Source organism: Sporosarcina sp. E16_8 (genome assembly GCF_017347095.1).
Lineage (GTDB): Bacteria > Bacillota > Bacilli > Bacillales_A > Planococcaceae > Sporosarcina.
On record NZ_JADPRZ010000007.1, the window covers coordinates 100,575 to 113,313 of the forward strand.

General features: G+C 44.0%; 15 protein-coding genes and 1 other annotated feature. All 15 genes read left to right on the forward strand.

Translation table 11 applies throughout. From position 1 onward, the window contains the following. Positions 1-77 precede the first annotated feature (77 nt). The 15 genes from radA (at position 78) to rplK (ending at position 12,648) form a co-directional block, all read left to right on the forward strand. Positions 78-1,454: a DNA repair protein RadA gene (gene radA, locus I2484_RS08095; protein WP_207150537.1), complete on the forward strand. Its 1,377-nt coding sequence runs from the start codon at positions 78-80 to the stop codon at positions 1,452-1,454. 188 nt (positions 1,455-1,642) lie between these two features. Continuing rightward, on the forward strand, positions 1,643-2,746 hold the full coding sequence (locus I2484_RS08100; RefSeq protein ID WP_207150538.1) for a PIN/TRAM domain-containing protein: 1,104 nt from the start codon (positions 1,643-1,645) through the stop codon (positions 2,744-2,746). Positions 2,747-2,783: 37 nt separating this feature from the next. Next, a complete protein-coding gene (gene ispD / locus I2484_RS08105; RefSeq protein ID WP_207150587.1) occupies positions 2,784-3,467 on the forward strand; it encodes a 2-C-methyl-D-erythritol 4-phosphate cytidylyltransferase in 684 nt (227 codons plus the stop codon). A 150-nt stretch (positions 3,468-3,617) separates the two neighbouring features. Further along, positions 3,618-4,094 (forward strand): 2-C-methyl-D-erythritol 2,4-cyclodiphosphate synthase, encoded by a 477-nt coding sequence (gene ispF, locus I2484_RS08110; protein WP_207150539.1) that lies wholly within the window; start codon positions 3,618-3,620, stop codon positions 4,092-4,094. A gap of 70 nt (positions 4,095-4,164) precedes the next feature. Then, positions 4,165-5,628 (forward strand): glutamate--tRNA ligase, encoded by a 1,464-nt coding sequence (gltX, locus tag I2484_RS08115; protein WP_207150540.1) that lies wholly within the window; start codon positions 4,165-4,167, stop codon positions 5,626-5,628. 149 nt (positions 5,629-5,777) lie between these two features. Beyond that, positions 5,778-5,995: a binding site (T-box leader), on the forward strand. Positions 5,996-6,194: 199 nt separating this feature from the next. Further along, the gene (gene cysE, locus I2484_RS08120; protein WP_255551227.1) at positions 6,195-6,941 is read left to right on the forward strand and encodes a serine O-acetyltransferase; all 747 of its coding nucleotides are present in this window, start codon (positions 6,195-6,197) and stop codon (positions 6,939-6,941) included. Further along, positions 6,938-8,338 (forward strand): cysteine--tRNA ligase, encoded by a 1,401-nt coding sequence (gene cysS, locus I2484_RS08125; RefSeq protein ID WP_207150542.1) that lies wholly within the window; start codon positions 6,938-6,940, stop codon positions 8,336-8,338. The genes cysE and cysS overlap by 4 nt, the downstream gene beginning before the upstream one ends. Continuing rightward, positions 8,335-8,766 (forward strand): Mini-ribonuclease 3, encoded by a 432-nt coding sequence (locus I2484_RS08130; RefSeq protein WP_207150543.1) that lies wholly within the window; start codon positions 8,335-8,337, stop codon positions 8,764-8,766. Before cysS ends, I2484_RS08130 begins: the two co-directional genes overlap by 4 nt. Continuing rightward, positions 8,763-9,539 carry a 23S rRNA (guanosine(2251)-2'-O)-methyltransferase RlmB gene (rlmB, locus tag I2484_RS08135; protein ID WP_207150544.1) on the forward strand — a complete coding sequence of 259 codons (777 nt, stop codon included), beginning with the start codon at positions 8,763-8,765 and terminating at the stop codon, positions 9,537-9,539. Before I2484_RS08130 ends, rlmB begins: the two co-directional genes overlap by 4 nt. After that, positions 9,536-10,051: an NYN domain-containing protein gene (locus I2484_RS08140; protein ID WP_207150545.1), complete on the forward strand. Its 516-nt coding sequence runs from the start codon at positions 9,536-9,538 to the stop codon at positions 10,049-10,051. Before rlmB ends, I2484_RS08140 begins: the two co-directional genes overlap by 4 nt. Positions 10,052-10,113: 62 nt before the next feature. Next, positions 10,114-10,773 (forward strand): RNA polymerase sporulation sigma factor SigH, encoded by a 660-nt coding sequence (gene sigH / locus I2484_RS08145; RefSeq protein WP_481886389.1) that lies wholly within the window; start codon positions 10,114-10,116, stop codon positions 10,771-10,773. 198 nt (positions 10,774-10,971) lie between these two features. Next, the gene (gene rpmG, locus I2484_RS08150) at positions 10,972-11,121 is read left to right on the forward strand and encodes a 50S ribosomal protein L33 (RefSeq protein WP_207150546.1); all 150 of its coding nucleotides are present in this window, start codon (positions 10,972-10,974) and stop codon (positions 11,119-11,121) included. A 52-nt stretch (positions 11,122-11,173) separates the two neighbouring features. Next, on the forward strand, positions 11,174-11,359 hold the full coding sequence (secE, locus tag I2484_RS08155) for a preprotein translocase subunit SecE (protein WP_207150547.1): 186 nt from the start codon (positions 11,174-11,176) through the stop codon (positions 11,357-11,359). Positions 11,360-11,520: 161 nt separating this feature from the next. Then, entirely contained in the window at positions 11,521-12,054 is a 534-nt protein-coding gene (gene nusG, locus I2484_RS08160; RefSeq protein WP_207150589.1) for a transcription termination/antitermination protein NusG, read from the forward strand. Between the two features lie 168 nt (positions 12,055-12,222). Further along, positions 12,223-12,648, forward strand: a complete 426-nt coding sequence (rplK, locus tag I2484_RS08165; RefSeq protein WP_067204710.1) for a 50S ribosomal protein L11 — start codon at positions 12,223-12,225, stop codon at positions 12,646-12,648. Positions 12,649-12,739: the final 91 nt, after the last annotated feature.

The window sequence follows — 12,739 nt, forward strand, 5'->3', positions numbered from 1 at the left end:
TGTGAACTGGATAGTCCATCCCACCGACAGTTCTTTTCGGTGGGAATGGGCTGTCCTTTTCGTGTTCGGAGGATTCCATGGCGAAAAGAAAATCGAAGTTTATGTGCAAATCATGTGGTTATGAATCAGCGAAGTGGATGGGCCGGTGCCCAGGCTGCGGGGAATGGAATACAATGGAAGAGGAAGTTGAAATAGCCGTACAAAAAGGGCCACGGGGCGCATTTCAGCATACAGAGGGCATCCGTCAAAAGGCGCTGCCCATCAGTTCAATCGAAATGATAGAAGAACCAAGAATTGGCACGGATTTGGAGGAGTTCAACCGCGTTCTAGGTGGGGGAATAGTCCCCGGCTCACTTATTCTAATCGGTGGAGATCCGGGTATAGGAAAGTCGACACTCCTTCTTCAAGTATCTTCACTGCTTGCGAATCAAGGGCAGCGTGTTCTTTATATTTCAGGTGAGGAATCAATCCGTCAGACAAAATTGCGTGCAGAACGACTTGGCGTAAAATCAGATGAACTTTATATTTATGCAGAAACGGATTTGGGCTTAATTCACGAAACGATAGCCGATGTGAAACCAACGTTTGTTGTTGTCGATTCCATCCAGACCGTTCATCATCCAGAAGTAGCGTCAGCACCAGGAAGTGTATCTCAAGTGCGTGAATGTACAGCGCAGCTGATGCGCATTGCTAAAACGCAAAACATCGCTATTTTCCTGGTTGGCCACGTAACGAAAGACGGACAGATTGCAGGACCGCGGTTGCTGGAGCATATGGTGGATACCGTTCTCTATTTTGAAGGGGAGCGTCATCATACGTACCGGATTTTACGTAGCGTGAAAAACCGTTTTGGCTCTACGAACGAAATTGCGATATTTGAAATGTTGCAATCCGGTTTGAAAGAAGTACTGAATCCGTCCGAACTGTTCCTGCGGGAAAGATCCCAGGGCGGGGCAGGTTCAACGGTTGTCGCTTCCATGGAAGGAACCCGGCCGATTCTCGTTGAAATACAAGCACTTGTTACACCATCTAGTTTTAACTATCCGAAACGTATGGCTACGGGGCTCGATCAGAACCGTGTGTCATTGTTAATGGCCGTGCTTGAGAAACGTATGGGGATGCTGTTACAGGCACAGGATGCCTATATTAAAGTGGCAGGCGGCGTGAAATTGGATGAGCCGGCAATCGACTTGGCTGTGCTTATGAGCATCGTTTCCAGTTATCGCGACTTAGCGGCTGGTTTGTCTGATTGCTTTATCGGTGAAGTCGGGTTGACGGGTGAAGTGCGACGGGTCTCTCGGATTGAGCAACGTGTGACCGAAGCCGCAAAACTCGGTTTTGAGCGAGCGATAATTCCTGCTTCAAATATTGGCGGCTGGGAATATCCGAAAGGCATTCGCGTAGTAGGCGTAGAAACAGTCAGTGATGCGCTGAAAATTGCTTTTAAAGATTAACTATAAAGACAGGGCTACAATTATGGCGGCCCTGTCACTTTTCAACTGTAAAGATACAATGAATGGGAAACTTTCGTATGAGGCAGGGAGTCCTAACAGAATAGAAGGAAATATCGCATTTAACTGACCTTATCAAGGCGGTTTGAAACGGAAACATGTATAATTAAGAATTAAAGGAGGTGGTTCATATGTTGAAAAAGGTAGTTCAAGTTTCATTTCTGCTTATTGGTGGAACACTGGGTGTATTATTTTTACCGCATTTATTTAAATTATTTTCTTTTACGACGAGCCCATGGATTAATAATCCGTATGTGTCAGCAATCTTAGGGGCAGTTTTGCTCTTTGTGCTCAGCCTATTCCTAACAGAACCAATTATTAATTTTATTAAGTGGATGGAAGAGCGATTATTGAAAGCGCCGGTTTTTGATTTGATATTCGGGACACTCGGTCTTATTGTCGGTTTGAGTGTCGCGTTCCTTGTCAGTTTTGGTTTGAGTGGTATTCAGATACCAATTATCACGTCTGTCCTTCCGATACTGTTCTCGATTATACTTGGCTATTTAGGTTTTCAAGTTGGGTTTAAGAAGCGGGAGGAAATTATCCATACGCTCCAATCTACAAAAAACAGTGGACTCAAAAAGAGAGATGTGGAGGATACATCCACTCAAACAAAAGGTAAGCTTTATAAGATATTGGACACAAGTGTTATTATAGATGGTCGGATTGCTGATATTTCGGCAACCGGTTTCCTTGAAGGAGTGCTTGTGGTACCTCAGTTTGTGTTGACGGAATTACAACATATTGCTGATTCCTCAGATACGTTAAAGCGGACGAAAGGCAGACGCGGACTGGATGTTCTGAAACGTATGCAAACTGATGACGGTCCGAATATCTTAATCACAGATGAGGATTTTGTTGGCGTTCCTGAAGTCGATATGAAGCTCGTCCATCTAGCGAAGAAGATGGGTGGACTCGTTGTGACTAATGATTTTAATTTGAATAAAGTCGCAGATTTACACGGTGTATTCGTGCTGAACATTAATGACCTTGCAAATGCAGTGAAACCGGTTGTTATTCCTGGTGAAGATATGCATGTTGTTATCGTCAAAGACGGAAAAGAACATAATCAGGGTGTCGCTTATTTGGATGATGGCACAATGATTGTCGTTGAAGATGGGAAATACCACGTTGGCAATGCAATCGACGTTGTCGTCACAAGTGTCTTGCAGACATCGGCAGGACGAATGATTTTTGCGAAACTTAAAAATGGTAAGATTTTGAAGGTAAATTAAGTAGTAGGTAATCATGAAAAGAAAAGGAAGAGAAGTCTTGAACTATACAGTTATGATGCCGGCAGCTGGAAGTGGTCAGCGAATGGGCGCCGGTTACAATAAACTTTTTTTGAAACTAAATGACAAACCGATTCTGATTCATACACTTGAAGTGTTCGAAGATGATCCAGCGTGTGAGGGAGTTATTCTTGCGGTAAAACCGGACGAACGTATGCAAATCCAGTTAATGCTTGAACAGTTTGCCATTACGAAAGTTGTAGCAATGGTAGATGGTGGTGGGGAGAGGCAAGATAGCGTTGCGGCATGTATGAAAGCGCATGACTTGGGCGGCATTGTCCTTGTCCATGATGCTGCAAGGCCCTTCATTCGTCGAACAGTTATTTCTGAGCTTGTAAAAGTGGCTGACGAGCACGGTGCGGCAATCGTAGGTGTGCGGGCAAAAGATACGATGAAATATGCAGAGGCTGGCATCGTTGAGGAGACGGTGGATCGTGGCAGGTTATGGATCATCCAGACGCCTCAGGCATTTCGATATGCTTTGCTGAAAGAAGCGTCTGACGAAGCACAAGCGCAAGGTTTCCTGGGGACGGATGAATCGATGTTGGTCGAACGTTTTGGCGAGTCTGTGCGAATCGTTGAAGGTACGTATGACAATGTGAAGATGACCACGCAGGAAGATCTCCTATTCGGAGAGGTTTTATTGAAAAGAAAGAATGTATAAGTTTTTAACCTGAACTTGTGTCTAGGAGCTAGGGTCATAAGTCAGCCCGGCTAAGTGGCAAAGGACGCCACGTCGCCGTTCTGTCTTATGCCTGTCGCTCCTGAACAGGCGCTTGCGCTTTTCAGGAGAATAAAAATAGGAGGTTTTTTGATGATTCGTATAGGACAAGGTTTTGATGTGCATAAATTCGAGGAGGGGCGTCCACTTATCATTGGTGGCATAACGATACCGCATGACAGGGGACTGACGGGCCATTCCGATGCAGACGTGCTCTTACATACAATTACTGACGCGGCGCTTGGTGCGATTGCTGAAGGGGATATCGGACGTCATTTCCCGGATACAGATGCGGAATTCAAAGATGCTGATTCTGCGGTGCTATTAGAAAAAATTTGGACACTTGTAGAAGACAGAGGCTATAAACTTGGGAATATCGACTGCACGATTATCGCACAAAAGCCGAAGATGGCACCTTATATTGAAGTAATTCGTAAACGTGTTGCTGATTTATTAAAAGCGGATGTCTCACAAGTGAATGTTAAAGCTACGACAACGGAACAATTAGGTTTCACTGGAAGAGAAGAAGGAATTGCTTCCATGGCGACGATTCTGCTTGTTAAGGCGTAACACCTTTTAAACAGCCCCGCCAAGTGGTAAAATAGCAAACAGTAGTAAAATTAGATTGGAGAGAATTCATATGACTTCAGAAGTACGCGTACGTTACGCGCCAAGTCCAACCGGCCATTTACATATTGGAGGAGCACGGACAGCGCTTTTTAATTATCTTTTCGCACGTAACCACGGTGGGAAATTCATTGTTCGAATCGAGGATACTGATATTGAACGTAATATCGAAGCGGGGGAACTTTCCCAACTTGAAAATTTAAAATGGCTTGGCATCGATTACGATGAGTCAGTCGACATTGGAGGTCCATACGGTCCCTATCGTCAAATGGAGCGTCTTGACATTTATACGAAATATGGTCAAGAGATACTGGAAAGCGGTAATGCTTATAAATGTTTCTGTACATCAGATGAATTGGAAGCAGAGCGTGAAGCGCAGAAGGCTGCTGGAATTGCAGCGCCCATGTATGGCGGTAAATGCCGTAATTTAAGTGCGGAAGAAGCGGCAGGAAAAGAAGCTGCTGGACTTTCACATACAATTCGCATGCGTGTACCAGAGAACGTAACGTATAAAGTGGAAGACCTAGTTCGTGGTACAGTATCATTCGAATCGAAAGATGTAGGTGACTGGGTTCTTGTTAAAGCGAATGGCATCCCAACTTACAACTTTGCGGTTGTCATCGATGATAATCTAATGAAAATCAGCCACGTATTCCGCGGTGAAGAACATTTGACGAATACACCAAAACAACTGATGATTTTTGACGTCTTTGGCTGGCAGTATCCGCAATACGGTCACATGACGCTAATCGTCAACGAAGACCGTAAAAAACTTTCAAAACGTGACGAATCGATCATTCAATTTATCTCTCAATATAAAGATCTTGGGTATCTCCCTGAAGCAATGTTCAACTTCTTTGCGTTGCTTGGCTGGTCGCCGGGTGGAGAAGAGGAGATTTTCACGCACGAAGAACTTATCAAGATGTTTGACGTAAGTCGTCTATCTAAATCACCTTCAATGTTCGATAAACAAAAATTGACATGGACGAACAATCAATACGTGAAAAAGATGAGTCTTGAAGAAGTAATTGATTTCGCATTGCCACATCTGCAAGATGCGGGTCTAATCAATAAAGAAATGACTGAATCAGAAGCTGCATGGGCACATGATTTAATCGCCCTTTATCAGGATCAGTTAAGCTTTGGTGCGGAAATTGTTGAATTATCTGCCCAGTTTTTCGACCACGAGATTGAATATGATGAAGAATCCCAAGCGGTACTCGCTTCTGAGCAAGTGCCTGAAGTAATGGCTTCATTCAAAGAAAAGCTGGAAGCACTTGAAACATTCGATGCACCGTCCATTAAAGACGCGATTAAAGCAGTCCAAAAGGAAACGGGCCATAAAGGAAAAAACTTATTTATGCCGATTCGTGTTGTGACAACTGGTCAAATGCATGGTCCTGAATTACAGGCGTCTATTGCGTTGATCGGGAAAGAAAAGTCAATTGAACGAGTTGCTAAATACGCAAAACAATAACGTTGACTTTCATCGTTTGAAATGTAAAATGAAAGCTAATAACTATGGGAGAGCGTTTCAAGGAACGCGGTCTAAAATCGCGACGTCCTGTCGCAACGAAGAGGGATGAAGTTCGATCCGTCTCCACTGCATGACCTACCTCCTGTAGGCCCAAACCGTAGAAAAGGATAAGTACACATTGCAAGCTCTTCAGAGAGGATCATCATCGGCTGTAAATGATCTGTGCCTCTGTAATGTGGAAATGCCCCTTTGAGTGCCGTGCCGAAAGTGTAAGTAGGCCGGACGCATCGCCAGCGTTATGGGCGTCAAGCGGGAAGGCCAACACCTTCCAAGCGGAGTGGAACCGCGCATACAATGCGTCTCTGTCATTTATTTGACGGGGACGTATTTTTTTTATGAGACAAGAAATGCGGAAGCGGCCTTTACAAAGGAATGCAGCTTAAGTGCGCCACTTCCTGTGGCAACAGCTGCATGACCTACATCCAGTAGGCCCGCGACCGGCATAAGACGGACTGGCGAAGCGGGGCTCTTTCCCGCGTAGCCAGTTCGGCTTATGACCCGAGCATCTGGCCGCTGGAGCTAGACAAGAAATGCGGAAGCAGCCGCATCTGGCCGCCGTAGCTAGACAAGAACTTAAGGGGGGGAACAAGTTGTTTCAGAGAATGAAAGAAGACGTTCGATGCATATTTGAACAGGACCCGGCAGCGCGTACTATTTTTGAAGTTGTTCTAACTTATTCAGGTTTACATGCATTATGGTCTCATCGAATTGCACATGCTTTATACAAGCGGAAGTTGTTGTTTTTGGCACGGCTCGTTTCACAAATTAGCCGATTTTTCACAGGTATCGAAATTCATCCCGGTGCAAAAATAGGACGTAGGTTTTTCATAGATCATGGAATGGGTGTTGTTATTGGGGAAACCTGTGAAATCGGCAACGACGTAACGATTTACCAAGGTGTGACCCTCGGTGGTACAGGTAAAGAATGCGGCAAGCGGCATCCGACACTTCATGATAATGTCCTTGTTGCATCTGGTGCGAAAGTGCTCGGTTCGATCACGATCGGTGAAGGTAGTAAAGTGGGAGCTGGTTCAGTTGTGCTGAAAGATGTTCCGCCCGAATCGACGGTTGTAGGTATTCCGGGGAAAGTCGTCATTTCGAACGGTGTTAGAGTGAAGAGCAAACATGATCACCGTGACATGCCGGATCCTGTGGCAGATAGATGCCAGATGCTTGAAGATGAAATTAGCGAATTGAAAAATAGGTTCAATCAATTAGAGGGTTCTAAAGTAAAGGAAGGAGATTTATCATGACAATTCAAATCTACAATACGCTGACACGCAAAAAAGAGCCTTTCATTCCATTGGAAGAGGGCAAAGTGAAAATGTACGTCTGCGGTCCGACTGTGTACAACTACATTCATATAGGAAATGCGCGACCGGTTATCGCTTTTGATACAGTGCGACGCTACCTTGAATATCGTGGGTATGATGTAACATACGTTTCGAATTTCACAGACGTTGACGATAAGATTATTAAAGCGGCAAATGAGCTAGGGGAAGAGGTCGGTGAGCTGACAGACCGCTTCATCGCCGCTTACTTTGAAGACGTCTCGGCACTCGGCTGCAGTAAAGCGGACGTTCATCCGCGAGTAACGGATCATATCGAGGACATCGTCCAATTCGTGAAAGTACTAATTGATAAAGGTTTCGCTTACGAATCGCAAGGGGATGTCTACTATCGTACTCAGAAATTCGAAGGCTACGGAAAGTTGTCTCACCAATCGACGGATGAGCTGAAGGTTGGTGCGCGTATCGAAGAAGGTATCAAGAAAGAAAATCCACTGGACTTCGCCTTATGGAAAGCTGTTAAGGTTGGTGAAATATCATGGGAAAGTCCATGGGGATTGGGCCGTCCGGGTTGGCATATCGAATGCTCGGTTATGGCAAGAGAACACCTCGGCGATACAATAGATATTCACGCAGGTGGCCAAGATTTAACGTTTCCGCATCATGAAAACGAAATTGCTCAATCCGAAGCGATGACAGGCAAGCAATTTGCACGCTATTGGATGCACAATGGTTACATTAATATAGACAATGAAAAAATGTCTAAATCACTTGGCAATTTTGTACTTGTGAACGATATAAGAAAGCAAATTGATCCGAAAGTACTTCGTTTCTTCATATTATCTGTTCATTACAGACACCCAGTCAACTTCTCACAAGATCTAGTTGTAAGTGCAGAGAATGGACTTGCGCGCATTCGTACAGCGTACAACAATTTGAAACACCGACTTGCGACGTCCGCAGATCTTGGTGATCAGAAGGATATCTGGAATTATAAAGTGAATGAAATTAAAAACAATTTTGAATTGGCGATGGATGATGATTTTAACACGGCTAACGCTATTGCATCGGTATTCGAATTATCAAAACTTGCAAACGTCTATTTAGTAGAAAAAAACACACAATCTGATGTACTTAAGCATTTCATCCATACATTTGATGGACTAATGACAGTTCTCGGATTGCCGATGGATGAAGAAACAGGGCTATTGGATGAAGATGTCGAAACGTTAATCGAAGAACGAATCACGGCACGTCGTAACAAAGATTTCAAACGGTCGGATGAAATTCGTGATGAATTGAAAGCGCAAGGTATCATTCTAGAAGATACAGCACAAGGCATGCGTTGGAAAAGAGGATGAGCAACGTATATAACTTACGAGATATAGATGTGAAACAACTAAAAGCGCTGGCCCTTGCTTACATGGGTGACGCGGTGTATGAACAGGCGATACGGGAGCATCTCCTGCGTTCAGGTCGTGTAAAACCGAATGTACTGCACAGAGAAGCAACGCATTATGTTTCAGCGAAATCACAGGCAGCTACACTTAAGATGATGCAGGCGTCGGGGTTTCTGACGGAAGAAGAAGAGGCGGTCATGAGACGTGGCCGCAACGCGAAGTCTGGCTCAGTCCCTAAAAATACGGATGTTGTAACGTATAATTACAGTTCAGGATTTGAAGCGGTCATCGGTTATCTACACTTATTAGGGAGAACAGAACGCGTGCAAGAAATTATCGTTGAGTCAATACGGTTTATCGAAATGCCAAAGGAGGAAGAGTCGAAATGAATGAACACGAAAACGAAAACGAAGTTGAATCCGAATTAATCGGTGGGAAAAATCCCGTCGTAGAAGCACTGCGCTCGGGCAGGGAATTAAATAAGATATGGGTTGCTGAGGGACTAAATATGAAAAGTATTGGTGAAATCCTATCTTTAGCAAAAAAAGCAGGAATTATCGTGCAGGCAGTACCAAAACAAAAATTGGATGGTTTGCTTGATATAAATCACCAAGGGATTGTCGCTTCGGTTGCCGCTTACGAATATGCGGAACTTGAAGATCTATTTACTGTTGCGACTGAGCGTGGGGAAGATCCATTCTTCCTTATTCTCGATGAACTTGAAGATCCTCATAATCTGGGTTCCATTCTGCGGACAGCTGACGCATCGGGTGTGCACGGAGTCATTATTCCGAAGCGTCGCGCTGTCGGATTGACAGGTGTTGTTGCGAAGTCATCGACTGGTGCAATCGAACATATCCCTGTCGTTCGTGTGAATAATCTTTCACAAACGGTGGAGGACCTGAAAAAACGGGGTGTGTGGATCGCGGGTACAGATGCTGCGAAATCGGTGGATTACAGACTGATGGATGCGACACTACCACTTGCCGTCATTATTGGAAGTGAAGGGAAAGGAATGTCACGTATTTTGAAAGAGAAATGTGATTTCCTATACCATTTGCCGATGATTGGGCATGTTACATCATTAAACGCATCTGTTGCAGCTTCGCTTCTTATGTATGAGGTCCTGCGCAAACGTCAACCGCATACATCTGGCAGATGACAACAGATATACTCCTGGTCGATGGTTACAACATCATTGGCGCATGGGAGGAACTGGGTGGCATGAAGCGAAAAAAGCTAGCGGATGCACGTGACCGCCTAATTGAACGGATGGCGGAATACAAGGCGCATACCGGGTGGCGGGTTATTATTGTTTTTGATGCGCATCTTGTGCCGGGTATCGAAAAGAAGAAACGGCATCATAATGTCGAAATTGTCTTTACTCGAGAAAAGGAAACAGCCGATGAAAGAATTGAAAAGCTTGTCTCTGAATTGGGAGGGCGACGTGTACAAATTCATGTAGCTACATCGGACTTGACAGAACAATGGGTCATTTTTGCGCATGGAGCTCTCCGAAAATCAGCTCGTGAGCTAGAACTTGAAGTAAATAAAATTGATGATCTCATTTCGGCGAAAGTGAAGGCTATCAAAGGGCAGCGGCCACTTTCGAAGATCCCTTTAACTGACGAAGTTGCAGAAATATTTGAAAAATGGCGGCGTGGGATGAAATGAACGGTTGACGTAAAAATTTCCCATACGGTATACTTGTTATATAATAGTGATAACGAACCGGGGTGATCCAGGTGGTGGAGAAAACTTACGTTGAAGGTAGCATATCAGATTTCACCGGATTATCAGACGGGGAAATCATAGCAATCATCCACGAAGGCAATACGGATGCGCTTAATTTCCTTATTAGGAAGTACCAATCTTTTGTTAGATTGAAAGCACGCTCATATTTTCTTATCGGTGGAGACCGGGAAGATATCATTCAAGAAGGTATGATCGGTCTATACAAAGCAATACGTGATTTTAAAGAGGATAGATTGAGTTCATTCAAGGCGTTTGCGGAACTTTGCATCACGCGGCAGATTATCACGGCAATTAAAACTGCAACAAGACAGAAGCATATCCCGCTTAACACGTCGGTGTCATTGGACAAGCCGGTATTTGACGAAGAATCCGACCGCACATTACTTGACGTAATTGCAGGACCAGTACTGGATGACCCTGAAGGACTGATGATTCACCGAGAAGATTTTGTCCAAATGGAAGATGAAATGAACAAAGTACTAAGTGGTCTTGAGAAGCAAGTGCTAGCACTATACTTAGATGGTCAGTCTTATCAGGAAATTTCTGAGGAGCTGAACAGGCAAGTTAAGTCTGTGGACAATGCGCTTCAGAGGATAAAACGTAAACTCGAGCGGTATATGCAAGTAGACGCAGTGCGGTAATCCTTCATTTTCCTCGTATTGACATCATGTATGCTAGATGGTACGCTTTAGAAAGACTATGAGAAGATGTTCAAGAAGTCCGGGGACATAAGGTTGCAGCGCTATTTATCAGCTTATATCTCCGCTCCTAACGCATTTTAATATGCGTTATCTCGACTCTTTTCGAATTAAGAACACTGAGTCGTAAGGGGTGAGGGAATGTCTAAAAAAATTATTTTAAGTTGCGATACATGCGGATCACGAAACTATTCCGTGCCGGCACGGAAAGATAAGCCAACAGAACGTTTGTCAATTAATAAGTTTTGCAGGCATTGCAATGCACATACACTGCATAGGCAAACGGCATGAAGCGGTTAGTTAGGAAGCAGAATCATACTTATATTCGGAGGTTTACGGTATAATGAGCAAGTTAACTGGTTTTTTCAAAGACGTTGTCTCGGAAATGAGAAAAGTAAGCTGGCCGAGACGTAAAGAATTAACGCGTTACACAATTGTTGTTCTTTCGACAGTCGTATTCATGGCAGTTTACTTCGGACTCGTTGACCTTGGCATTTCACGAGTGTTGGAATGGTACATTGCGTTATAATAAAGCACTATAAATATTCCCCTTGAAAAATATCCCGTCTGACAGTATGAACGGGATTTTTCAATTGTCTAAACTCCAACGTCTTTAGTCCAGGCGCTTGCGTTTTTATTTAATTGTAGGGAAAAAGGAGGGACGGACGTTTAGTCCTCGTCACTATGGATATGGAAAAAAATTGGTACGTCGTTCATACGTACTCCGGTTATGAGAATAAGGTGAAAGCCAATCTGGAAAAACGTGTTGAAACGATGGGTATGTCTGATAAAATATTCCGCGTTGTCATCCCGGAAGAAGAAGAAACAGATTTCAAAGATGGTAAGAAACGTGTTCTCCTCAAAAAGACTTTCCCAGGTTATGTTCTTGTGGAAATTATTATGACGGACGATTCCTGGTATGTTGTACGTAATACACCGGGCGTAACGGGTTTCATCGGTTCGTCAGGCGGCGGCGCCAAGCCGACACCATTACTTCCTGAAGAAGTCGATTTCATCCTCAAACAAATGGGTGTGAAAGAGCGTAAAGTAGAGATTGACTTCGCTGTTGGCGAAATGGTTGAGGTACTTGAAGGGCCATTTGCGAACTTCCAAGGTAAAGTGGAAGAAATTGATGAAGATAAAGGTAAAGTGAAGGTATCTGTCGATATGTTCGGCCGAGAGACAAATATGGAACTCGACTTCGAACAAGTTCAAAAGATATAAACGTTTACTACTTGCATATATCGTGAAATAGTGGTATCATTTCAAAGGTCAGACTGTAAACAAATGGTTTGGACGAACTATCAAATTCTACCGGCGTAAGTCGGCAGGCACATATGAGTGGGAGGGGCAACCCTATTACCACATCACGGACTTAAGGAGGTGTGTCTCGTGGCTAAAAAAGTCATAAAGGTTGTTAAATTGCAAATTCCTGCAGGAAAAGCGAATCCGGCTCCACCAGTTGGACCGGCGTTAGGACAAGCAGGTGTGAACATCATGGGATTCTGTAAAGAATTCAATGCGCGTACTGCAGATCAAGCAGGTCTTATTATTCCTGTTGAAATCTCTGTATTCGAAGACCGTTCATTTACATTTATTACAAAAACTCCACCGGCAGCAGTTTTGCTGAAGGTTGCAGCTAATCTTACAAAAGGTTCAGGTGAACCGAATAAAAAGAAAGTTGCTACTGTGAAACGTGATAAAGTTCGCGAAATAGCAGAACAAAAGATGGAAGATTTAAACGCGGCGTCAGTTGAAGCAGCGATGGCAATGGTTGAAGGTACTGCTCGCAGTATGGGAATCACGATCGAAGACTGATTATGATTTTATAAATCAATAGTTGTTTGTAGTGGGGGTTGCGCTTGTTCTCCGGAGCGCGCAACCCTTATTCGTGGGAGGTTTAACCCGT

Coding starts and splice junctions, on each gene's coding strand:
- rpmG (WP_207150546.1), top strand. CDS start 10,972: ATGTCTAAAAAAATTATTTTAAGTTGCGATACATGCGGATCACGAAAC.
- I2484_RS08140 (WP_207150545.1), top strand. CDS start 9,536: ATGACAACAGATATACTCCTGGTCGATGGTTACAACATCATTGGCGCA.
- rlmB (WP_207150544.1), top strand. CDS start 8,763: ATGAATGAACACGAAAACGAAAACGAAGTTGAATCCGAATTAATCGGT.
- gltX (WP_207150540.1), top strand. CDS start 4,165: ATGACTTCAGAAGTACGCGTACGTTACGCGCCAAGTCCAACCGGCCAT.
- nusG (WP_207150589.1), top strand. CDS start 11,521: ATGGAAAAAAATTGGTACGTCGTTCATACGTACTCCGGTTATGAGAAT.
- ispF (WP_207150539.1), top strand. CDS start 3,618: ATGATTCGTATAGGACAAGGTTTTGATGTGCATAAATTCGAGGAGGGG.
- radA (WP_207150537.1), top strand. CDS start 78: ATGGCGAAAAGAAAATCGAAGTTTATGTGCAAATCATGTGGTTATGAA.
- I2484_RS08130 (WP_207150543.1), top strand. CDS start 8,335: ATGAGCAACGTATATAACTTACGAGATATAGATGTGAAACAACTAAAA.
- I2484_RS08100 (WP_207150538.1), top strand. CDS start 1,643: ATGTTGAAAAAGGTAGTTCAAGTTTCATTTCTGCTTATTGGTGGAACA.
- secE (WP_207150547.1), top strand. CDS start 11,174: ATGAGCAAGTTAACTGGTTTTTTCAAAGACGTTGTCTCGGAAATGAGA.
- cysS (WP_207150542.1), top strand. CDS start 6,938: ATGACAATTCAAATCTACAATACGCTGACACGCAAAAAAGAGCCTTTC.